Genomic DNA, 23,527 nt, shown 5'->3' with positions numbered 1-23,527 from the left:
AATCTATATAAGCTAAACTTTAGATTTAACAAATCGGCTTTAGCCGTAACTGCGGGGAATGTTTGGACTTCCGGCCGCTGTTATATTTGGATCTCCTGATTGAAACCGCCGGGTGCGGTAGAAATCCAAATATAGCCAACGCTTACGATGCCAGCTTTCCTACGGAAAGCTCTCAGGCGGACGCTATCGCTCCTACAGTTCCAAACTTCCCCTCCGTCACTTTCCCCAATTTATTAGATAATTAAGTTCACTTTAATCTAGTTCTATTATTCTATAGTCAGGACAACAACGGATGCCGGTGGAAGCTGGCAGGCCAGTACTCCGTCCTTCAGAGCTGCTCCATTGTACGCGGTTGGAGCAACGGTCTCCGGCGACTCGAAGGTGTTATGGGCATTCAAATCCGTATGGGTCAGAATTTGCCCGGTTACGGTTCCAGCCGAAATACCGGCAAGCTCAATAGTGAGGCTGGCGCTGTCCGCATGGCTCAGGTTGCAGAGGGAAATGTACAGCTTGCCGGCTTCATCGCGGGAGGCTGATACGCTTATCTGTGGAATGGAATCCTCTCCCATGCTGTACAGCGGACTCTCAAAAGCTACCTCCAGCAGCTCATTCTCCTGATGCACCTTGTACATCTCGAAGACATGGTAAGTAGGCGTTAGCAGCATTTTGTCGCCTTCGGTCAGGATCAGCGCCTGCAGCACGTTCACCATTTGAGCAATATTTGTCATCCGTACACGGCTGCTGTGATTCTGGAAAATATTCAGGTGTATTCCTGCTACGAGCGCATCCCTAAGGGTGTTCTGCTGGTACAGGAATCCGGGATTCGTGCCCGGCTCAGACAGGAACCAGGTTCCCCATTCATCTATAATCAATCCCACCCGCTGCTCCGGATCGTATTTGTCCATAATCGCGGAATGACGGGTAATGAGCTCATCCATATGGAGGGATTTCTTCATGGTCTCGAACCATTCACCGTGATCGAAGCCAAGAGCGTAACGCTTCTCTTCCCAGCTTCCCGGGATGGTGTAGGAATGCAAGCTGAGACCGTCCATGAACTGTCCGGCTTCGCGCATCAGCACTTCCGTCCAGGTGTAGTCGTCCACATTGGCGCCTCCGGCAATTTTATAGAGCTTGTTATCTCCATAATTGCGCGCATAGGTCTGGTAACGGCGATACAGGTCTGCATAATATTCCGGACGCATATTGCCTCCGCAGCCCCAGTTCTCGTTCCCCACGCCAAAATATGTAAGCCTCCACGGCTGCCCGCGCCCGTTCTCGGCACGCCAGTTCGCCATTGGAGATTCACCGTCAAAGGTCATATACTCCACCCATTCTGACATTTCCTGAACTGTGCCGCTGCCAACATTGCCGCAGATGTACGGCTCACAATCCAGCAGCTCGCAGAGCCGGAAAAATTCATGAGTGCCAAAGTGGTTGTTCTCCACCACTCCGCCCCAGTGGGTGTTGATCATGCGTTTGTGGGACTCGGGAAGGCCGATGCCGTCCTTCCAGTGATATTCGTCGGCGAAGCAGCCGCCAGGCCAGCGCAGCACAGGAATATCGAGCTTGCGCAGAGCAGAGATGACATCATTGCGGATGCCGTCCGTATTCGGAATAGGCGAATCCTTGCCGACCCAAATGCCTTCGTAGATACATCTGCCGAGATGCTCGGCGAAATGTCCGTAGATATTTTTATTGATTTTGCTTTTAGGTTGATCAGAATGGATGGTAAGCTTTGCAGTCATAGTTTCTCTCTCCTTGAGAAGCTTTATATTTAGCCTTTTATCCCTGAATTCAGATTAATGGATTGAACAAAGTATTTCTGCGCGAACAGGAACAACAGCAAGGTAGGAATAATCGCCAGGATCGCTGATCCCATCAATTGCCCGATCATACGGTAGTTTCCATAGATATCCTGCAGCAAAAGAAGTCCTGCCGTAACCGGCATTTTGTCAACATCAGTGAATACAATAACCGGCCACAGGAAGTCATTCCATGATCCCGTGAACGAGAACAAGGCGCATACGATCAATACCGGCTTAATCAATGGCATAATGATCGACATGTAAATTCTGTAATGACTCGCACCGTCCACATGTGCCGATTCATCGAGCTCCTTCGGAATTCCGCTCATAAACTGTCTAACCAGAAAGATATTGCCCATGCCGGCCAGACCCGGAATAATCATTGCCCAGGAGGTGTTGACCCAGCCTAATGCATCAATAATTTTGTAAGAAGGAATCAGATTCACTACCCCAGGAAAAAATGAAATCCCCAGCAGGGTGAAAAAGAGCGTGTCTCTTCCTCTAAATTTCATCCGCGAATAGCCGTAGCCGGTTATTGAGATGACCACAACCACCAAAAACGTATGCATCGTTGCAATAAACAAGGAGTTCATCAACCACCGCAGGATAGGAGCCGTAGAGGTGTTCTCCAAAATAGCGACATAGTTATCAAAAATCCATTCCTTCGGAAACAGCCTGAACCCCGAAGAAACCACCTCGGTCTGGGAACGGAAAGAAGTCGTGATTCCGAAGATAACCGGGATAATCCAAATTACACACAGCACGATCAAGAACAGATACGCTATATATTTTGAAACACTTATGCCAGACCCCTTGCTCTTCCCGCTGCTTTGTCCGTTTACAAGCGGACTTTTACTGTATTGCTCTGCCACCTGGTTTGCCATACGGGTACACCTGCCTTTTCAATTTCAATTGCTGGGCCATGCCTCATCAATACTTAAGCCGCATTACGGTTCATTACATAATATTGCAGAGCAGAGATGACCAAGATTACCAATCCCAGCAATACCGCCATGGCCGACGCCATTCCCGCAATGGATTCTCCGTTTCCGAAAGCCAATTGGCGAATATACATCATCAGTACATGCGTGCTCTGACGCGGTCCCCCATCTGTCATCATCAGCGGCTGGCCGAATACATTGAAGGCGCCCGCAGTAGTCATGACAAAGGTATAAATAAGCGGGAAACGAATGGAAGGCAATGTGATGCTCGCAAATCTGCGGACCGGTCCTGCGCCATCTATTTCTGCTGATTCATACAAATCCTGGGCCACCCCGCTGATCGAGGCACGGTAAATAATCATGTTGCCTCCGACGCCGCCCCAGATCGTAATGATAATAATGAGTATCCAGGCATAAGGCTGGTGGGCCGGCCAGGAAACATCGGAACCGAACACGTTGCCGGCCATCCCAAGCTGCTTGTTGAAGAGCAGCAGCCAAATCAATGCACCCGCAGATATCGAGATCAGGCCCGGGATGTAGAGAATGGACTGGATCAGGCTTTTTCCTTTTACCTTCTTATGCTCAAGCGCAACGGCTATCAGCAGCGGAAGTATAATTAACAGCGGAACACTCAGCAGAACAAATATAAAGGTGTTCTTCAGGCCGTTGTTAAATTGTGTATGAAAGGTAGAACCACTGTCGAAGAGGATGGTCTTATAGTTGTCGAGCCCGACCCAGACCGGTTCATTCATTAAATTCCACTTTGTAAAAGACGCATAAATCCCATAGAACGTCGGCAGCAAAATAAATACAGCAAATAATATGATATGTGGTCCTACAAAGAAAACAGGCGCCAAATTTAATTTCTTTTTCATAGGCATTCTTTTCTCCTTTGGCATAAAGCAATGTGCCGTAATCCGGCACATTGCTCCATACAATCATTTCCGTTTCAGTTTTACTTGGCGGCTCCGCCCGTTCCTTCGGCGATTTTATCTTCTACGAATTTTTGCATCGTTTTCAAGGTTTCATCAATGTCAACGTTGCCGCGGACAATATCCCCGCAATACGTATCTACTGCTTCTGCAATGTATGGATAGTATTCATAAGTATAGATGTAGAGAGAGTTAATTTCTTTTTCATTAGATGTGAAGAAGGATTGCATGTAGTTCTTGAATTCCGGACTTTCGTTAACCTTCTTACTTGCTACGATTTGTCCCGCTTTGGCCCACTCAATCGAATTCTCGCGGATGTATTCCAGGAATTTGCCGATGCCTGCTACCTTTTCCTCGGATCTGTCTTTATTCTTCAGCATGGCGAACATGTGGGAAGAGGATCTGTTGGTGAACTTATCCGCTGTTGGCGAATACACGTTGGTTACACCGAAGTTGAGGCCCTCTACCTTGGCATGCGCCGTTGAACTCCATGTACCGTCTGTGGAGAACAGCACCTTGCCGGATTGGAACATCAAGTATCCGTCTTCGCCAAATGGTGTCATCAGGCCGGCGTCGTTGATTTTCTTCACATTTTCAAAGGCTTGCTTCATTACCGGAGTGTTAACGGCAGGTTTACCGTTCTCCTGAATATCACCGCCGAGATCTTGGATCTGCGCAAGAATTACCCAGCCGAGCAAGGCATCATTTACAACATAATCGCCTTCCTGCATCTTGCCTTGCAAGGACAGCATTTCATCAATGGTAACCACATTATCATCGAGGAAAGATTCCGCATTGTACTTCTTGAGCAAATCTTTGTTGTAGTACATTACGTTACTGTGAATATCGAGAGGTACGGAATATTGGGTTCCGTCAATGGTTCCAGTTGACCAGGCTTGCGGCAGGTAGTTCTCCTGCTTGATTTCAGGCTGTGCCGCTGTTACCGCTGTCATTGGCTCGAGTTGACCTTGCTTAACATATCCGGGAATCCGGTCAGCATGGATAATCGACAAATCCGGCACGCCTTTACCGGAGTTCAGAACCGTAGAAATCTTTGTATACATATCCGCGGTGACTACATGCTTTACTTTAATCTCTGGGTTTGTCGCATTGTAGTCCTTCACGAGTTGATCCATGTAAGCACCGTCATCACCGGTAAGCGGCGTCCAGAACGTAATCGTCTTTTTGTCATCGTTCCCGCAGCCTGCCAATAATGTTGATAAAAGAACAAGCGATAATAATGATAAACCCCACTTTTTATTCACACTTTTTCCTCCTAATGAAATAATTTAGTGAATCATATAAGCGATTACCCTCCATTTCGCATATTAGTTAAATAATTAAAAAATGTTTGAATGTATTCGCTTACAGATATAAAATAGCATATATAAACCTGAATGTAAACACAAAAATATAAACTAATTCATATATATTCAAAGTAAAATGAAGAAAGGCGCTTTTTCTGAAATAATTCGCTTGTTTTCAGGTGTTTCTCCTCTTTTTCATTCAAATAAATGTAAAAACAAAATTAAGATTACTCTAGAATATATCTTAATTTTAATTATATATAACAAATAAAGGAAGGAGGCTTCCCTTTTTAGATCAATTAGTTTATAATTTTATAAAATAGTTTTTTTTCTAATGACGTTTGCGGAGGAAGGTACTGAAACTATGATTTATATTAAAGATCTAATGAGTGGCATTGATATCTTCAAGGCACTCAGCTCGGAGATCCGAATTCAGATTTTGGAGCTGCTCGCCGGCAATCAGGAGCTCAACCTGAATGAAATTGCCAAAAGGCTGAATCTCAGCAATGGCGCCATCACCATGCACATTAAGAAGCTGGAAGAAAGCGGATTGATTGAGATCAATACTTCCGTAGGCAAACACGGCATCCAGAAGGTCTGCTATCTGAACAAGGATAAGCTTATGGTGGATCTTCGCAGCAAGGATGTTAACAATCTGTATGAGGTTGAGATTCAGGTAGGGCATTATAGCAATTACCAGGCTGTGCCTACCTGCGGACTGGCCACGAAGGACAGCATTATCGGCGACTTCGACGAACCGCGGTACTTCGCCGATCCTCAGCGGATTGATTCGGAGATTATCTGGATGGCCGAAGGATTTCTGGAATACCGGATTCCGAACTATCTGAAGGCCAACCAAACCTTCCGCGAAATTCAGTTCTCTATGGAGATTGGTTCAGAGGCCCCTGGCTTCAGCGACAACTACCCTTCAGATCTGTATTTCTATGTAAACGGTATCGAAATTGGCTTCTGGACTAGCCCCGGTGATTTCGGAGATACCCGCGGTACCTTCAATCCTGACTGGTGGCCGCCCCATCTCAATCAATACGGGATGCTGAAGCTTATTCGAATCAACAATGAAGGAAGCTTCATCGACGGCTGCCGCATCTCGGATATTACGCTGGATGATATCAAGCTGGATTATAAAAGCGAGCTGACCTTCCGCATCGCCGTTACCGACAAGCCGGTCAACAAACGCGGACTGACCATTTACGGCAAGCATTTCGGCAACTACAGCCAGGATCTGTTGGCGCGGGTGCTATACGATGTACATGAGGTTGGAGACAGCGAGAAAAGCATCACCTCCTCCACTGGCGAGTAACTCTCACAAGCAGGAGCTGCGCCCATACCGGACCAACTAACATCAAAAAAGCGGAGTCTTAACGACTCCGCTTTTTTGCGTTTTGATACATTTCTGTTAGTTCACGTTATAATCAGCCAATACTTCGTCTACGGTGAGACTGTTGTTATATATCTTCACTTCGTCGATCATGCCCTTGAATGGCACATCCCAATAATTGATGCCCAGTGCAAATACGCCGTTATCATCCGTGAACACATTCGGGAAATTGTTGCCCGAGAACTTCTCTACCCCGTTGATGTAGACCTTCACTGTGCCATCATTGACTGTGAACGCCACATGAGTCCATTCATTGGCCGGAAGCTGCATGCCGGTAAGCGCATCATACCACTTCTCGCCGGACCACAGCAGCGTTTTATCAGCACCCCTCTGCGGAACAAAGCTGATCCAGCGATTGCCGGATGCCGCTCCGAAGAAGGCTGTCGTATAATCCGTAAGCTGCTCGGGCTTCAGCCACAGTGATACAGAATAAGAATTGCTGTTAATCAATCCCTTGGGCAGCACGATGCCGGATTTTCCATCAAAGATCGCCGCCTGACCGGCAATGCCGTTGCCGTAAGTGATGCTTCCGACCGTCGGACTATCCACCTTTGCTCCGGCGACAGTACCTGCACCGGACAATTGCAAGGAATCATTCAAATTGCCTTCAAAGCTATATTGCGCCACTTTTCCGTCTGTTACTTTTACAGCATAACTGCCCGACACGTTATTGCCGTCCGTCGAGGTTGCTGTAATCACAGCTTCGCCAAGCTTCAGCGCTGTTACAACACCTGTCACCGGATCAACTGCCGCTACCGCGGAATCACTTGAACTCCAAACGAGCGTCTTATTGGCAGCGTTGGCCGGGAGGATGGTTGCCACAGGTGTAAAAGTATTTCTCACCGCTATTTCTTTTTCCGCCGCAGCGAATGTTATAGAGTTCACTTTGACATTGGTATCCGGCTCGCCATTCACCAGCCAGCCTACGGCTTCTGCGGATAATGCTTTTTCATATACACGCAGCTTGTCGATCATCCCTTTATACGGAACATCCCAGTAGTTGACACCAAGGGCAAATACCCCGTCTTCCCCGCTAAATACATCCGTAAATCCGGTTCCGGTAGATTTGAGCACACCGTTAAGATACATTTTGACGGTTCCGGCATCATACGTGAAGGCCACATGCGACCACTCGCCTGTCCCGATCTGCACGCCCAGATCCGCGTCGAGCCAAGCCTCGCTGCCGAACCACAAGCGCGTTGTAGCTCCGCCATTCCCGTACGGCAACAGGCTAATCCAGTTCGAATCCGATTTTGCGCCAAAGAACGCAGTCGTAAACGGTGTCAATGTGTCAGGACGAAGCCACATGCTCACGGTATACTCGCTGCCATGAATCAGTCCGTCCGGAAGGCGGACACCGGAGCTGCCGTCGAATCTGGCCGCTTTGCCATCTTTTCCAACCTCATAATTAATGGTTCCGCCCGTATTATTAGCCCGATTCCCCGTAACCTCGCCTTTTGCAACACGCTCTCCGGCTTCATCGAGATTGTCCTCGAAGTCATATGCGGCTACTAAGCCGTCCTCCAGCAAGCTGCCGCTCTGTTCTACAACAACAACCGTAAAGGTCTTGGTTGCCGTTGCTGTGCCCAGCTTGACCGTAGCTGTCAATTCGACAGTAACATTCCCGCTTCCATGCTCCGGCCGGGTAACCTTCCCATCATTTCCGACTACAGCATTGTTAGAGGATGACCATGAAATTGTTGCCCCGTGAACGCCTTCTACCGGCAGGGTAAGGCTTCTGTACACCTTGCTTGTATCTCCTAAAGTTAAGCCCTTCGCGACATTGGCTACCAATTGCTCATCGCTCAGTCTTTCGAGCTGGCTGCCCCATACTGCAACTCCTTGCTCCGACATTGCAGTGAAGGTCATGACATTCGCCTGACGGGTCGAATCCCACATCTTCACGAATACACCCTTGTACAGATTCTGCACCTTGCTGCCGTTCACGGTCTCATCAAGAAGCAGGTGAGCATAATAATCACCCTTCAGCTCCCAGGTTCCGGTTACTGATCCGCTGATGGTTCCGTCTTCCTTCAGCTCAATATCCACTGTAGGCTTGATTTTTGCTGTAACATCCTTGCCGTGGTTAATGAATTGATAAGCTCCGGCCAGCTCCTTCTGCTGAACCTTGCCGATCGTTTCACCAGAGTAACGGTGCGGCGCTACTACCGGCCATCCGTCCTCGTTCATGAACATTTGATGCACCCGCAGCTCATGCGATTCGCCGCGCAGCGGGAAACGGGTGTGAAAGAAGTTGAAGAGCTTGCCTTTTTCCGCATCGTAATATACGGAGTTATGTCCTGATGACACATAACCATAGGTTTGGAAATTCGGATCGCCGTTCACATTCGTGAACATGAAGTTGCCAAGCAGCTTGTTGCCGTATGCCGCGTTATTGGTTTGGTTCGGCTGTGCCGCAGCTTGTCCTGCTGTATCTTTATAAGGACCATCCGGATACTTGGAACGGAACAGCCGCATGCTGTAGCCGCCGTCAGAAGCAAGACCGCCGTAAGTTACGTACAGATAGTAATAATCGGTATTTTTATCGTAGGTTACATATGGACCCTCACCTGATTTCGTATTGCCGCCGGAAATGTGAGTTCCGAAATAACGGTCGATCAGCCTGCCGTCGGCTGTTGTTCCGTCTTTTCCCGGATATTTAGGTTTTCCTGTAGCAGGATCAATCTCCAGAATAAAAATACCGCCCGACCACGAGCCGTAAGTCATCCACAGCTTGCCTTCCTTGTCATAGAACAAATTCGGATCAATTGCATTCGTGTATACTTTGTTCTTATATGAACCCGCCGCATCGAACCAGTTCGGATTCATCCCTTCAAGCGTTCCGTCTTTGATCAGCGCAGGAATGTTCGTATTTTCCCACTGTTTGTTAATCTTGCTCTTGGCATCATAAGCTTCCGTCAGCGTAAATCCGGAGTAGATGACCGTATTGCCATAGGTGTAAGGCCCCTCGATCTTCTGGGAAACGGCGAAACCGATTGCCGAACGGATATAGGTGGAAGAGGTGCAATAGAACAGCATATAAGCGCCCTTTGTACCGTCTGCATTCTTATAATCCTTATTCCAAAAAACATCCGGTGCCCACACGGAAAAGCCATTCGTGCTGTCAGAATCATTCTCTCCTGCCCAGGCAAAGGATTCTGCAAGATTCTTGGAAAGATCCCCGTACAGAACATTGTTCGGAGTAGTGTATCCGTTAGTGAACCGTGTCCAGTTCATCAGGTCACTGGATTTGGCCGCATCAATATGTGAACCGAACACATAATAGTTGCTGCCATCCTTGACTATCGAAGGATCGTGTACAGATACGTTGGTAAAAGCCGGTGCGGTTGACACTGGCGTTGGTACTGGCGTTGCTACCGGTGTTGCGGTTGGTGTCGCTGCAGGTGTTACTGCAGGCGTTGCTGTTGGTGTCGCCGAAGTGCCGCCGGAGCCTGCATTAGCTGTAGCTGTCGGGGCTGCCGTAGCGCCCGGAGTCACAAGTTTGATATTGGCGCTGTATTTATCGTTATAGGACACTTTTCCGGCACCCTGAACATTAATAACAAAGTTCCCATTGGCAATGAGATTTTTAATTTCCGTGCCAGCTTCCACATGCAGCTCCGCTTTCTGATTCATTGTCATTTCAGCGATGCTGCCTTTGTTCAAATACAGCGAAGGCTCGCCCAGCGCCCTCACATCTACCGATGGAAAGCTGCCGCTAAATTGAATAGCTGATTTCGCCGGCAATGTGCCCTCAACTACAACCGGGCCAAAGCCTCCGCCAGTAGCTGAAGCCTCTTCCTCCAGCTTAACGCCGGAATGAACCCGAACGTTATTCACCGTACTCGTTCCTTGGGTCAGGACCCGAAGCTTCCCGTTCTGCTTATTCACAACCAGTTCCGGGATGGCGGCGTTGTTCAGCGTTACGCTGTTCTTCTCGCCTCCGCCGTTCACAAATACCTTGCCGGACACGGACACATTGTCCAGCTTCACGTCGCCTTCTCCAATGCCTTCAGTCAAATACAGGTTCCCGGAGATTTTGGAATCCTTCAATACGACACCGGAAGTGCTGATGATCATATTGCGGGCTGTAACGCCAGTAAGAGTACCGCTTTGATTGGCAATTTCTCCGGAAAGACTGCCGATCATGCGCAGGGCTTCAGCTCTCGTAACGGACTTCCCTCCCCTGAAGCTGCCGTCTGCATAGCCGCCCAAGTAACCCTCGCCGAACAAGGACAGCACCGCTTCCTGACTCCATGACGGTAAATCCGCAGCATCCTTTGGTGAAGTGCCGCCTGCCGGAGCGGTTAATTTGAACAGCCTGAACAGCATCACAGCCGCTTCCTGGCGGCTTACAGTCTGATCCGGGCGAAACGTGCCATCGCTGTAGCCTGACACATAGCCGGCAGCCACCGCTTTTTTGATATCGCTTGCAATGGATGCTGAAACATCAGTGAAATGGACTTCAGCTTCAGCCTGCAAATGAAAAACCCGATTTACAAGTGATACCCACTCCAGGCGGGTGATGTCCTGGTCAGGCTTATAGACGCCATTGCCATAACCGGAGATCAGACCTTTATCCGTCCATGCCTGAAATTCTTTCTGTGCCCAGTGGCCCGTATAGTCAGTTACCTGCTTCTGCGCAGCCTGCCCAAGCTCTTTGAAATCGCTTGCAGGCGCAGCTGCGGAAATAGTCGTCGAAGGCACAACCAGGGCCAACGCAAGAAGCGAAGCAGTGAATTTGCCAATGTTCTTTTTCAAAGTGTAAATTCCTCCAATACAAAAGTTTAAATATTACTGACTGGATGAGTACTCAATGATATATGAGTTTAGCTGGCTTCTCCCAATCCTCCATTCTTCACTGCATAATATAAAACGCTTTCAACGCGTCCTAAAAAAATGCAGAGAACTTATGTTTTAAATAAATATAAACATAAAATCAAATTTCGGCTTTTCTCGGTTTTATTTTAACTACAGTATCAACAGATAGTCAATTAGATTTTTTAAAATAACTAAATCTTTTTATGTTTTTGTGCATTATAGTCCAAAGAAAATAAAGTATCTATTTTCAAGAAAATCAAATAACATAAAGAACTCCACATATTAGTCAACATAATATGTGGAGCCCTTATTAAACTATCGTAACAAAAAAGTTGGCGACTGCGGCGGGGACCTGATTCCTTGGTACGTTCAACTAACGTTCCCCTTTAGCTTATAAGTAAGGGTCTCTAAAGCTCTTTTACCATCTTCACAGCTTCAATCTCATAATTTAGATGCTTATAGAAATTTACGGCACGAAGGTTATTGTTAAAGACATTCAGTATAAGCTGTCGATAGCCTTTTTGCCTTGACCACTCTTCTGCTTTGGTCATGAGTCCCTTGCCGACCCCTTTTCCTTCTCCTTGTAGAGAAACCGCAATCGCCGCAATATAGCCTTGTTCTATATCATTCAATTTATCTTTATGCGGCTGTACTTCCAAGAAACCTAGTAGCTCTCCTGTTTCATCTTCCGCCACAAAAATCTCTGTACCAGGAGAAAGACTGTCTACTGATTCTTGGGCTAGACTTAGCTGTGATTCTTCCATTTTGCCTGGATCACGCCAGCTCATCAGCTCAAAGTCCATAAATCGTAAAGCAAGACTTACAATGAAATCTTTATCGGACTCTTGAAAAGCTCTAATCTGCATACACTTACCCCTTATATTTAAATTATGGCTTTGACATATTCAACAAACTCAATTTGACGAAAAGGACACTCTTTTATGGATCTATTATCTAACATTTAACCGTCCCTCTCTTGAATAGTTCATTGATAATAATCTTTCATAATTCATATTTACACGTTGTAAGAAATATGGAAATAGAAAGTTTAGTTATAGTTAAACTAATCTGCCCGTTCGTGTAGAAAAGGCTGCCGATCGTCTGGCCGGCTGCCATCGTGTCTTTATTGAACTATCGTTCTCTGTTAGTTCAATAAAATGAGCAGCTAACATCCGCCGAGCATAGAAAGACCGCCATTGAAGGCGGTCTAAAAAATTTATCATTTCTGCCCAACAATAAGTCCTGCGGATATTAAGTTCCAATCATAGAGAGGAAACCTGAGATGATTCGCTGTAAGCCTAATTAGAGCGTCTCAACCAATTTCTGAATCTTTGAGTGGGAAATTAAATATACAGGACCCATTATTTCTATTTTGCCGTCTTTTACACGTATAGCGCTCTCCTGTTCTGCCGCATAAACATCAATCTCTTCAGACAAGGGGAACAGGTAGCCTTGAACAAACATGGCGTAGTCGCGTTTAGAATGAGATTCATAGGCAAAATGATCAAAGCCAATACCATCATAAATAGTACTTGTTTCAACTTCATAGCCAGTGTTTATCAAGCTTAACCATTTTGCAGCCATGTTTATCGCACCGGCGCTGGCACCCATTATAACGGCATTGCTGTTCTTAATAACATCCGATAATTCATATTCCGCCAAAAAATCGTTCTGCAAAGCAGGATCTCCACCGCATAAAAAAATGACAGAAGCGTTTTGAATTAATCGCTGGGCATCTTCCTTCTGCATGCGATAATCAATGAAATGATATTCATCAAAAATAATGTTAGCCTGATTTAACCATGTCCATTCAGAAATATCATCAAAGTTAATTTGCTCATCTGTATAACCAGACGGGTCAGCGCTAATCATAACAAGCGATTTTCGGTCTGTTATATCCTCATGCAACCATTTGACCAGCTTCTCTGGAAAAAAATCATTAAACCAACTGAGATAGTAGTGAATTTTCAAACTTAATTACCTCCATATGTACTATTTACATTCATCCATTCTTAACGATAAAAATCCAACACTACATTACCATAACATGGAATTTAGGTATTAGAAATATGTTTCCACGTTAACCTGCTCGTTAGCATAATGGAGTGCGTTGATTTTACAATTAATCGCCACCTCTACCTTTTCTAGGGTATTCGCCTTGCGTTTTGCATAGATGCTCTTTAGCAGCTGAACGGAGCTTGCAATAAATGGACAAGCGCTCTCCTAATAATCCGCTGCACATTAACCCACACTAACGGTGTCTTTCATACCAGCTAAGAGGGAGTGTTTCGAATGCGTGAAGGTTTGATTCCCGCCGTTCTTGGAACTGTAGTCACTGCTTCCAGCGCAGCTTTTCTTGGCAGCAGATATAAGATGGCCGCTACAGGTCTGCTTGGATTTGGTCTCGCCCACATCGTGCTGGGAGCGATTGATTTGTTCGAGCACCGCTAAAAAAGGTTGGAAGATGCCGGCCCTGTACAGCATGTACTGGCCGGTTCCCTATTTATGGAACAGCAAAAAGGCCCTCCCCTGCCTCGGGTAAGGACCTTCATAAGCTATTGGTTTATTTCACAGCTACATAAAACAGCCGCTCAGCACTGTCATCGGCCTCCACCCATTCAAAATCGGCATACACCTTCACATCGCTGAAGCCCGCCCTCAGCAGCTCTTCGGTCATCCAGCCGGGATCATAAGCCCGCTGAATATGCGTCTCCTCAAAGCGGCGGTATAATCCGCTTCCCCCGTCCTCACGGGCGAAAATGGACAGATGATGCTCGATTTCACGGCGCGGAACATCCAGTTCACAGGTCCAGATGTACGATACCGAAGGATCATCCTGGACAAACGGCTGCTCCTCTTCATAGCGAATAAGTGTGTTCGGATGATGCACGTCGAACAGGAAGGTGCCTCCAGTCTTAAGTCCGGCAAAGCTGCGGGCAAATACAGAACGGACCTCCTGCTCCTCCAGCACATAATTCAGACAATCGCAAAAGGAAATCACCGCATCCACCGGCTCCGGCAGCTCCCATTCCGTCATGTTCTGGCGGACCCAGCGCACACTGCCCTCGCGCAGGAACCGGCGCCCCTGCGGATGCTGCTCCATCTTCATCTGAGCCACGGACAGCATATCCGAAGATAAATCAATCCCGGTCATGTGGTACCCTGCTGCGGCAAGCGGGATCGTAATGCTCCCGGTTCCGCAGCCCAGCTCGGCAACGGTGAGCGGCTTGCCGTATTTGCTCCATGCCGTCTCCGCAAAGGCCAGCCAATCCGGATACGGCATATCCGCCATAAGCTCATCGTACACATAAGCAAATTTCCCATAGGAAGACACTAACGTACACCGCTTTCTATACATGCATTTAATTTGCAGACTTTTCGTTATTCCTTGCCCTGCTCTGGAGCCGCTCCATCCTCTTCCTTGCGGGCAAGGTACGTCCAGTTCTCCTTCTGGGTAACGAGACCTTCCTTCATCAGCTTGCCCAGCGCACGCTTGAACGCCGACTTGCTGATGCCGAAGCGCTGCTTGATGATCTCCGGAGGCGTGGCATCCGAATAAGGCATCGCTCCGCCCGGACGTTCCTTCAAAAAGTCCAGCAGCGTAGCTGAATCGACATCCCGGCCGATTTCCTTGCGCTGGGACATGGACAGATTCACCCGGCCGTCTTCGCGGATATGCGACACCCGGGCCTCGAATTCCTCACCCAGACGCAGCAGACGGGTGCGTTCGGAGGAATGGACCATTCCAATGATCCCAAAGCCCAGCACACCGCCGTCCACAAGCACAAAGGTCCCCATTTGCAGCGGCTTGTACACTCTGGCCTTAACTATCTGGCCCATCCAGGAGGAGGGCGCAGGCAGCGCGAGCGGAGCAAGCTCCTGCTCTCCGGCCAGCTTGGCGCGAAGGCGTCCCTGCTTGTCATGCTCCATAATGACAAATACCTTGTCCCCAACCTGCGGGCGCAGTTCTATAAGCTCCGGCAGCTCGCGGATCGGCAGCAGCAGTTGGCGTCCAAGCCCCATTTCCAGGAAACAGCCGAGACGCGGATGAATATCCGCCACTTCCAGCAAAGCCATTTCCCCCAAAGTAAGGAGAGGCTTCTTCATCGTGGCCGCAAGGCGGTCCTCTGTATCAAAGAAGATGAACACTTCAACCTTGGCGCCGATCTTAGGCTTGCTGCCAACAAGTTCTGTATAATGCAGCATGACATCCTGGTCCCCTGCGCCCAGGAAATAGCCATAAGGAGATACCTCCCGTAAGACCTCCAGCGTGACCGTAGTTCCGGCAATCAGACTCATACCGTCTCCACAACCTTGGCGTCGGACCACAGGCGCTCAATATTGTAATAATCGCGTTCGTCGCGGTGGAAGACATGCACGATAACGTCTCCAAGATCCATCAGCACCCAGCGGGCGGCGTCCATCCCTTCAATGCCGCGGACTACGCCGCCGGCTTCATGAACAACCTTACGAACCTCGGTGACAATCGCTTGCACCTGGGTATCGGAATTCCCGTGACAGATGACGAAGTAGTCACTGATGGGCGAAACGCTGCGCAGGTCAAGCGCAACCACGTTCATTGCTTTTTTATCTTCTACGGCTTTGAGGGCCAATTGCAGGAGTTTACCTGATTCTACACTCATATTTTATCCTCCAATATTCTTACTAGGTCATTGCGTGCCAGCACCGTTAACGGAAACACAATCCTGCGCTTCTGCAGCAGCAGGCTGATCGTGGAGTCAAATCCGGCGACCAGACCTTCCTCAAGACTAAACTTAGCCAGCTTGCGTATGTCATCCACTCCGGGAAAATCCCGTCCCGGCTCAATATAATCGGCCAGGCAGACTATTTTCTCCAGCAGACTCATGTTCTCACGTCCTGAGGTATGGAACTTGATCGCCCCCAGCACCTCAGGATCGGTTATTCCATATTCCTTCTCGGCAACAAAAGCACCTACCTCGGCATGCCATAGCTGCTTGTCATACTTCAAGAGTTCAGCCGACAACCCATTCTGCTCGATGATCTCCTTCATTCGCTCCACCGGCCAATACTTGGCCACATCATGCAGGATTGCCGCCGTTTCCGCACGGACCGGATCTCCGCCGTAACGCTCCGCCAGCTTCACTGACGTCTCCATCACGCCCAGCGTATGCTTCCAGCGTTTCTCGGGCATTTGTGCGGAGACCGCTTCAATCAGCGCTTCGCGGGTGAATGCCATACAATCCACTCCTTTGAACATAATCATATACAGCCTCAGGAACCATATAACGGATGGATTTACCTTCGGCGGCCCGTGCTCTGAGCATCGTTGAAGAGATATCCACCAGCGGCATATCCGCCAGCAGAACCTTCTCTGCAATAAAGCCCGGAAGGGCCGCAAGGTCCAGCGGAGTGCCCGGACGTCCCACACCGATGAAGGTCAGACGCCGCACCAGCTCCTCAATCCCATGCCATTTCGGCAAATACTGCACCATATCCGCACCGATGATGAAGAAGAACTCATGCTGTGGAAATTTCTCCTGCAGAATAGCGATCGTCTCGAACGTGTAGGATACACCGCCCCTGGCGATTTCCAGATCCAGAATGCCAAAAGCCTCGTGATCCCTGATCGCATCCTGCACCATCGCCAGCCGCTCCGCACCCGTTGCACCGGCTTCATGCTTATGGGGTGGAATATGCGATGGCATGAACCACACCTCTTCCAGCGCATAGGACTCCCTGGCGGTCTCCGCTGCCATCATATGGCCGATATGAAGAGGATCAAAGGTCCCTCCCATAATTCCGACTCTCAAGAGGTCTACCTCCTCTTATTATCAGGGTAAGCTACCGTCTCCCGCAAGCTTGCGGGCGCCGCCTTAGCGGGGCAGCTCGATGGTTTTGTTGTCACGTGATTCCTTGTACAAAATGATCGTCTTGCCGATGACCTGCACCAGCTCGGACCCTGATTGCTCCGCAAGTGCAGCCCCGATTTCCTTCGGATCATCTGCGTTATTGTTCAGTACGCTGATCTTCATCAGCTCACGCTTCTCGATAGCTTCTTCGATATGGCGGATCAGATGATCGTTGACACCGCCCTTGCCGACTTGAAACACGGCATCCAGATGATGCGCCAAAGAGCGGAGATAGCGTTTTTGTTTTCCAGTTAACATAAATGAACAAACTCCTTAATTAACATAATATAATTTCTTTGTATTTATTCAGCGCTGCCGCCCAGGCAATCCAGGATGGTCTGCCGCATAATGTCCACCGGTGCTGTCCGTCCGGTCCAGTACTCAAGCGCATAAGCGCCCTGGTAGACGAACATACCCAGCCCGCCATGAATCCGGCAGCCGCACTTAAGGCTCTCCGACAGCAGCCGGGTGCGCAATGGATTATATATCAAATCGCTCACGATTATTCCGGCAGGCAGCAATCCGGGATCAATCGGCGTTTCATCTATATGGGGATACATGCCTACGGAGGTTGTATTGATTACAATATCCATCCCTCCGATATGTTCACCAATCTCGTTCATGCTAATACCACTGGCCTTGCCCTTGCCATGGCATGCCTCTGCCAGTTCCTTCGCCTTGTCCGCAGTCCGGTTGGCGATAAGCACTGCGGAAGGCTTCTCCTGCAGCAATGCAGTAACAATACCTCTTGCCGCCCCTCCGGCGCCGATGACGAGAATGCGGGCGCCGGACAAGTCAGGCGCGGCTTCTGCTTTGAGGGAACGGACATATCCGATACCATCCGTATTGAATCCTGTAAGAATACCGTTGTCGTTGACAATCGTATTGACTGCGCCGACGGCAACCGCGCTTTCATCCAGCTTGTCCAGATACTCCATCACCGCAACCTTATGCGGGATTGTAACGTTCACTCCGCGGAACCCCAGTGTGCGTATCGCACCCACCGCTTCACTGAGCTGGTCCGGCGCAATATGCAACGGGACATAGGCTCCCGCGATGCCCAGCGCTTTCAGCGCCGCTCCGTGCATAAGGGGAGATTTGGATTGGGCGATGGGATCGCCCATTACCCCGAGCAGAATATCCTTCTTCATGTCATTGCCATTTGCGCTTGTCACAGCTTCGCCGCCCTCCTTAAGAATCAGATCAGCGACGGACGGGTCAGCACCTTGACGCCGCGCGGAGCATGGACCGCCACTACCGCTCCTTCGTTTCCGTTCACCTTGATCCAGCCCAGACCCGAGATGAACAGATCGGTCTGGCTGTTCCGTGCAATGCGGAATTCATGCCGCTGCCACTGCGGCAGCTTATCCATATCAGCGGTTCCCGGAGGAGACAGCAGCTCGCCCCGGTGCTCCTGATACAGAGAATCCGCCCGTTCCAGCTTCGTGCGGTGGATCTTCAGCGTCCCGCTGATGTAGCAGGTGAAGGACTGCCGCGCCCCCTGCACAAAATCAAACCGTCCCAGTCCGCCGAAGAACAGCGACTGCCCTTCGTTCAGCTGGTATGCTGCCGGTTTCAGCGGATTTTCCGGCATTACCGCCCCCAGATCCTTGCGCTCCACCAGCTCGCTGTAACGCCAAGGATACACAATCCCCGGTGTATCAATAATATAGTGGCCGTCATCCAGCGGAATCTTCACCATATCCAGGGTAGTCCCCGGATAACGCGAAGTCGTAAGCTCCTCCTCCAGATCGCTGTAGTCGGAGATCAGGCGGTTGATCAGGGTTGACTTGCCTACGTTGGTAGCGCCTACGACATAGACATCACGCTGTCCGCGCAGCTCGCTTACCGCTTCCAGCAGGCGGTCAAAGCCCTGATTGCGTTTTGCGCTGCAGAGCACAATTTCCGCCGTCCGCAGGCCGTGCTCCTTACAGCGCTGCTGCATCCAGTTGCGCAGCTTGTTCCAGTTCGTCACCTTCGGCAGCAAATCGACTTTATTCACTGCGAGAATAACCGGGTTATTGCCGACGAACCGCTGCAGACCGGAGATCAGGCTGCCTTCAAAGTCAAAAAGATCGACAATATGAATCACAAGCGCATTTTTCTCCCCTACCCCGCTCAGCAGACGAAGAAACTCATCCTGATCCACGGATACCGAAGAGGCTTCATTGTAATTCTTGATGCGGAAACAGCGCTGGCAAATGACCGGTTCCCGTTCAAAGGCAACCTCCGGGATATAGCCCGGAAGCTCCTTGTCCGTGGTCTGCAGCTTGATGCCGCAGCCGCTGCATTTCACAGGGCGCTGATCTTCTTTCATTTGATTCATTTAGATTTATCCTCCTCATGCCACAATCCTTGCTTGCGAAGCCGTGTCAGAGCAATCCGCTCTACCCGGCGGTTGATTCTTGTACCGATGCCTTCATCCTTAACGGAGATGGGCAGCACAAGCACCGTATATAGTCCCAGCCTGTTGCCGCCGAATATATCGGTAAGCATCTGATCGCCGACCACAATCGTCTGCTCGGGAGTAAGCTCCATCTGCTTCATCGCCTTTAGAAACGGAGTGCTCCTAGGCTTGCGGGCCTGATGCACATATTCAATATTAAGCGGTACGGCAAAGCGTGACACCCGATCCATGTTGTTGTTCGACACGATGATCAGCTTGAAGCCAAGCTCCTTCACCTTGTTGAACCACAATATCAGCTCCGGGGTAGCCAGAGGCGCTTTGGCGCCGACCAGCGTATTATCCAGATCCGTGATGATGCCCCGGTATCCACGGGCGTAGAGCTCCTCGAGCGCAATATCAAATACCGTGTTCACCCGGAGTTTGGGCATTAACCTTTCAAACAATACGTTCACCTCGATTTCATACGACAAACTATATCATACTCTTTGCGCTTCGCAAATGAACCGGCTGCCTGTATTTTCCGCAGCATAGCTTTATTTGCCGGACTTTATGCTTTTGCGAAGCCGCAAAGCTTCAGTATACACGCTGCGCCAGTCTTTGTCTTCAACAACCTCCGGGCTGTATTTTGCCCGTTCGAACATTCCGAGCAGCGCCGAGAGATTGCCGGCAGAGGCTGGCCGTTCCTGCCTCCAGCGGTCCACGGATTCGCGCAGCGTTTCATGCTCTTCCTTCAGCATGCCCTTCCTGCGGGCATACCTTACCCATCTCGCCGTTTCCGCCTCAACTTTTTGCACCGGAGACAAAGGCTGGCCGTAGCGCAGCCGCGCAAGAATGAAACGAAGGCTCATGCGGTAGTGCCAGAGCAGGAAGCCGAGCCATGACAGCAGCACAGCCGAAGCTGCCGCCACTATCCATACTCCCATATGAAATCCCTCTTCCTGCGTTCCATTATTCACATCAGCTTGTTCCGGCTTGGGTTCTTCCTCCGGAACAGCAGCTTCCTCCGGCGTTGTCTCCTGGCTCTGCGTTAGAAGAGGAGTATTGAAGCCCGGTGTAGCCTCGACCGGAATCCAGCCGTACTCTCCGAAATAAACCTCAGCCCACGAATGGGCATCCGCATTCGTAATCGTATAGTTATTGTTAACCAGAGCTGATCCCTGCTGCATGGCAATATTGTCCGGCAGCTCCGCTTGCTCGCCTGGCGCATAACCCTTGACCCAGCGGGCCGGGATATCCAGTGAACGGGCCATCGTAACCAATGCAGTGGAGTAATAATCACAATATCCTTCCATAACCTCGAACAGGAAGCTATCCACAAAATCCTTGCTTTTGCGGCGCGAGAGATCCGGCTGATTCGTATATGGGAAGGTCTGCTGCAAATACTGCTGCAAGAGCGATATTTTCTCATAAGGCGTCTTTCCCTGGGCCGTTACCTCCTGCGCCAGCGCTCTAATCCGCTCCGGGAATTTCCCCGGCAGCTGGAGATACTGCTGGTCGATCTCTTCCCGGCCGTACAACTGTTCATAGGTCATCTTGTTCAGCTCCTGCACAGGAACAACCGGGACCTGCGAGGTCAGCACATATTCCCGGGGATAACCTGTGCTCTTGCCTTCGGACGGTTCCCATAACAGCTCACTGCCTTCACTTCTCCAGAAGAGGCCGCTGCCTGCAGCTTCACCATTGATTGAGTTCACGGTTGAAATAGAATATCCGCCGAATAGGACCGGATACGAATTGTTCCCCAGCAGCTTCACGCTGATCTTCAGCTCTCTGGTCTCCACTTTGGAGGCTGCCTCCCGCTCCAGCGGCTGACCCACCCCGGCCCCCACAAACGGCGCCCGTTTGATGGTATCATCATCAATCCAGCCTGAGCCTGAATATACACTGCGGGTCTCCCCGCGCATATAAGTACGCAAATCCGAATTAACGGTCATAATAGGGGAATAATCAAAGTTGAAGCCCCCGCCCAGATTATTGTCATCCGTACTGTAACCGGAGGTTGATCTCCCTGAGGAAGTTGTGCTAGTCCCGTTGTCGGTTGAGCCTGAGGTGCCGGTGCCGGTGCCGCCGCCGCCCCCCTTCCATTCCTGCCATGCGGTGTATGGATCAGTCAGCGTCGGACGCACTTCGGGCATATTCACGCCGGTAATAATCACAAGGGAAAAAATAATAGTGACATTAATTGTCACCTTGAACGGATACTTCAGCAGATAGGTCCAGCCCCGGGGATAATGCAGCTGGAAGCTGCGCAGATGCTGGGTCACCAGCCAGCCCATGCCGGCAAATACCGTCCAGGCTACTTCCTGCCATAGAATAGAAGTAGTAAAAGAGTCCAGCGCCGCAAACGCGGCAATATTCATTCCAATAAACATTAGAATCCGCGGTTTCGAGGATACCCACCAGGATGACAACAGCAGCAGAACGAGTGCCCCAAGGGCAAACCAGATATATGGTGTCATATTTGAGAGGATATCCTGCAGCCGGTCGCCCAGCGTCTGCAGCCAAGGATTAGGGACGTAGCCCCCATAATGAAGCACCATGCGGTAGGTCAGATAGACCGCTGCCGCAGCTTCGAGGAGCAGACGGTAGATCATTTTTACGGGTAAAAGGATTTCAATGACCGCCGCCACAGCCAGAGTAAGCAGAACTGCTGCAGTGGTCTCCTCAAGCCAGAAGGGCTCTGTGTACGAGACCCACTGCAGGGCTATCACCATTAGCCACAGCAGGCCGAAAGAGCGATGCCAGGATGATTTAATGCCATTCCACCAGCGTGTCATTTCCGATTGTCACCTCCGAGCACCGCAGGGAGCTCATGGAGCGAATTCACGCTGCAGCCTGTAACGCCGCGTGATTTCAGCACATCCAGCCACTCCTGAGTGCGGTTCTTCGCTGCTGAACCCTGTACATGAATCTGGGAGGGAGTCATTCCCCGGCTCTCCGCCCAGCGCAGCACCTCCAGCACGGGCTGGCCGGTCTGCGGGCTGATCAATACAAAATACGAGCCTTTCGGGAACATACGGTGCGCCTTCTCCAGTCTCGATATAAGCGGTCCCCGGCCTTCGGCGTTGATGTCGATCAAATATTGGTTCATCTTCTGGCGTTCCGCTCCGCTCTCGGCAGGGCTGAACACCTTGGTGTTCTTGTCCAGACAGCACAGGCCGATGCCGATCCGCTCACGGATGCCGAAGCCCAGCAGCGAGGAGGCAATCGAAACCGCCAGTTCGAATTGGCTTGAGCTCACATAGGCCGTAGCGCTCCCGTCCAGGACCAGCATCGTTTTGGGAACGGACTCATGCTCGAACTCCTTCGACTTCCAGTCGCCAGTCTTGGCCGTTGCGTTCCAATGGATGCGGGACATCCGGTCGCCGTAGACGTAATCGCGGACCCCGTTGATCTGGGTCGTCTCCCGCCGCGACGGGACCAGAGACGCCTGGGGTCCGGCCAGCCGCGCTCTCCGCTCATAGAGCTGCCAGCGCGGCACAAGCACCGCGCGCGGCAGCACGCGGAACTGTCCCTCGGCCAGAAAGGTTCCCTTATGCTCCACAAGGCCGAAGATATCCTCGGCAAGAATATCCGTCCCCTCGAAGGTATAACGTCCACGCTCCAGGGCCGGAGTCTGGAACAGCAGCTCCCCCTTCCCCTTCAGGCTGGGAACCAGACTCTCCTCAAATACCCACGATTCGCCGTTATGGCGTTTCAGAATTTCCCTGACCACCACGTACGGCAAAGGCAGAAAGCCCGGAATCGTGATGTTCAGCTTCACCCGCAGATATCCGCCCGCATATATTAAATCAGGCTTGTCCTGCTCGGAGTAAAGGCTGCGCGTGCCTTTGGCCCGGCGTACCCCGCCCAGGCCCCCAATAATTAAATAAAGCAGCAATACAGTGACCATAATAAACAGCATGAAGGAGGTTTTGCCGCCCTGAAAAAGCACATACAGCAGTGTGATGCCCCAAATTGCGAGTATACCGGCGAACTTCCTCGGCTGAATGAGAGCCGCTGCCTCAGAGAGATAGCTTTTCAT

Annotated in this window: 20 protein-coding genes; 2 read left to right on the top strand and 18 right to left on the bottom strand. The window is 50.2% G+C overall.

Annotated elements, in window-relative coordinates; genetic code table 11:
- Positions 1-266 precede the first annotated feature (266 nt).
- The 4 genes from AC0LWN_RS09890 to AC0LWN_RS09875 all read right to left on the bottom strand — a co-directional run bounded on the left by AC0LWN_RS09890 (position 267) and on the right by AC0LWN_RS09875 (position 4,943).
- Positions 267-1,745, bottom strand: a complete 1,479-nt coding sequence (locus tag AC0LWN_RS09890; protein WP_474664730.1) for an alpha-N-arabinofuranosidase — start codon at positions 1,743-1,745, stop codon at positions 267-269.
- A 29-nt stretch (positions 1,746-1,774) separates the two neighbouring features.
- Positions 1,775-2,689, bottom strand: coding sequence for a carbohydrate ABC transporter permease (locus AC0LWN_RS09885; protein WP_474664728.1), 915 nt, complete (start codon positions 2,687-2,689; stop codon positions 1,775-1,777).
- Between the two features lie 53 nt (positions 2,690-2,742).
- Complete coding sequence (locus tag AC0LWN_RS09880; protein ID WP_474664726.1) at positions 2,743-3,621, bottom strand: carbohydrate ABC transporter permease; 879 nt, start codon at positions 3,619-3,621, stop codon at positions 2,743-2,745.
- An 80-nt stretch (positions 3,622-3,701) separates the two neighbouring features.
- On the bottom strand, positions 3,702-4,943 hold the full coding sequence (locus AC0LWN_RS09875; RefSeq protein WP_474664724.1) for an extracellular solute-binding protein: 1,242 nt from the start codon (positions 4,941-4,943) through the stop codon (positions 3,702-3,704).
- Between the two features lie 406 nt (positions 4,944-5,349).
- Here AC0LWN_RS09875 and AC0LWN_RS09870 point away from each other — a divergent pair, with 406 nt between their 5' ends.
- On the top strand, positions 5,350-6,306 hold the full coding sequence (locus AC0LWN_RS09870) for an ArsR/SmtB family transcription factor (RefSeq protein ID WP_474664722.1): 957 nt from the start codon (positions 5,350-5,352) through the stop codon (positions 6,304-6,306).
- A gap of 96 nt (positions 6,307-6,402) precedes the next feature.
- On the opposite strand, the gene AC0LWN_RS09865 is transcribed toward AC0LWN_RS09870, so the two are convergent.
- The 3 genes from AC0LWN_RS09865 to AC0LWN_RS09855 all read right to left on the bottom strand — a co-directional run bounded on the left by AC0LWN_RS09865 (position 6,403) and on the right by AC0LWN_RS09855 (position 13,176).
- Entirely contained in the window at positions 6,403-11,145 is a 4,743-nt protein-coding gene (locus tag AC0LWN_RS09865) for a LamG-like jellyroll fold domain-containing protein (RefSeq protein WP_474664720.1), read from the bottom strand.
- A gap of 467 nt (positions 11,146-11,612) precedes the next feature.
- Positions 11,613-12,071 carry a GNAT family N-acetyltransferase gene (locus AC0LWN_RS09860; RefSeq protein WP_474664718.1) on the bottom strand — a complete coding sequence of 153 codons (459 nt, stop codon included), beginning with the start codon at positions 12,069-12,071 and terminating at the stop codon, positions 11,613-11,615.
- Between the two features lie 436 nt (positions 12,072-12,507).
- On the bottom strand, positions 12,508-13,176 hold the full coding sequence (locus AC0LWN_RS09855; RefSeq protein ID WP_474664716.1) for a Type 1 glutamine amidotransferase-like domain-containing protein: 669 nt from the start codon (positions 13,174-13,176) through the stop codon (positions 12,508-12,510).
- Positions 13,177-13,497: 321 nt separating this feature from the next.
- Between AC0LWN_RS09855 and AC0LWN_RS09850 the strand changes: the two genes are divergently transcribed.
- A complete protein-coding gene (locus AC0LWN_RS09850; protein WP_458964704.1) occupies positions 13,498-13,656 on the top strand; it encodes an asparagine synthase in 159 nt (52 codons plus the stop codon).
- Positions 13,657-13,768: 112 nt separating this feature from the next.
- On the opposite strand, the gene AC0LWN_RS09845 is transcribed toward AC0LWN_RS09850, so the two are convergent.
- The 11 genes from AC0LWN_RS09845 to AC0LWN_RS09795 all read right to left on the bottom strand — a co-directional run bounded on the left by AC0LWN_RS09845 (position 13,769) and on the right by AC0LWN_RS09795 (position 23,527).
- Positions 13,769-14,539 carry a class I SAM-dependent DNA methyltransferase gene (locus tag AC0LWN_RS09845; RefSeq protein ID WP_474664714.1) on the bottom strand — a complete coding sequence of 257 codons (771 nt, stop codon included), beginning with the start codon at positions 14,537-14,539 and terminating at the stop codon, positions 13,769-13,771.
- Positions 14,540-14,586: 47 nt separating this feature from the next.
- Complete coding sequence (locus AC0LWN_RS09840; RefSeq protein WP_474664712.1) at positions 14,587-15,504, bottom strand: CvfB family protein; 918 nt, start codon at positions 15,502-15,504, stop codon at positions 14,587-14,589.
- Entirely contained in the window at positions 15,501-15,848 is a 348-nt protein-coding gene (rsfS, locus tag AC0LWN_RS09835) for a ribosome silencing factor (protein ID WP_474664710.1), read from the bottom strand. The genes AC0LWN_RS09840 and rsfS overlap by 4 nt, the downstream gene beginning before the upstream one ends.
- The gene (gene yqeK / locus AC0LWN_RS09830) at positions 15,845-16,423 is read right to left on the bottom strand and encodes a bis(5'-nucleosyl)-tetraphosphatase (symmetrical) YqeK (protein WP_474664707.1); all 579 of its coding nucleotides are present in this window, start codon (positions 16,421-16,423) and stop codon (positions 15,845-15,847) included. Before yqeK ends, rsfS begins: the two co-directional genes overlap by 4 nt.
- The gene (locus tag AC0LWN_RS09825; protein ID WP_458964700.1) at positions 16,395-16,997 is read right to left on the bottom strand and encodes a nicotinate-nucleotide adenylyltransferase; all 603 of its coding nucleotides are present in this window, start codon (positions 16,995-16,997) and stop codon (positions 16,395-16,397) included. The genes yqeK and AC0LWN_RS09825 overlap by 29 nt, the downstream gene beginning before the upstream one ends.
- A gap of 63 nt (positions 16,998-17,060) precedes the next feature.
- Positions 17,061-17,354 (bottom strand): ribosome assembly RNA-binding protein YhbY, encoded by a 294-nt coding sequence (yhbY, locus tag AC0LWN_RS09820; protein WP_019912522.1) that lies wholly within the window; start codon positions 17,352-17,354, stop codon positions 17,061-17,063.
- A gap of 44 nt (positions 17,355-17,398) precedes the next feature.
- Positions 17,399-18,271, bottom strand: coding sequence for a shikimate dehydrogenase (gene aroE / locus AC0LWN_RS09815; RefSeq protein WP_474664705.1), 873 nt, complete (start codon positions 18,269-18,271; stop codon positions 17,399-17,401).
- A gap of 23 nt (positions 18,272-18,294) precedes the next feature.
- Positions 18,295-19,422, bottom strand: coding sequence for a ribosome biogenesis GTPase YqeH (gene yqeH / locus AC0LWN_RS09810; RefSeq protein ID WP_458964698.1), 1,128 nt, complete (start codon positions 19,420-19,422; stop codon positions 18,295-18,297).
- On the bottom strand, positions 19,419-19,946 hold the full coding sequence (locus AC0LWN_RS09805) for a YqeG family HAD IIIA-type phosphatase (RefSeq protein WP_474664702.1): 528 nt from the start codon (positions 19,944-19,946) through the stop codon (positions 19,419-19,421). The genes yqeH and AC0LWN_RS09805 overlap by 4 nt, the downstream gene beginning before the upstream one ends.
- Positions 19,947-20,036: 90 nt before the next feature.
- Complete coding sequence (locus tag AC0LWN_RS09800; RefSeq protein WP_474664700.1) at positions 20,037-22,280, bottom strand: DUF4129 domain-containing transglutaminase family protein; 2,244 nt, start codon at positions 22,278-22,280, stop codon at positions 20,037-20,039.
- Complete coding sequence (locus tag AC0LWN_RS09795) at positions 22,277-23,527, bottom strand: DUF58 domain-containing protein (RefSeq protein WP_474664698.1); 1,251 nt, start codon at positions 23,525-23,527, stop codon at positions 22,277-22,279. Before AC0LWN_RS09795 ends, AC0LWN_RS09800 begins: the two co-directional genes overlap by 4 nt.

This window comes from Paenibacillus sp. sgz302115, assembly GCF_056120445.1.
Note: the sequence above shows the minus strand (reverse complement) of the source record. Positions and strands in the feature narration are given on the sequence as shown.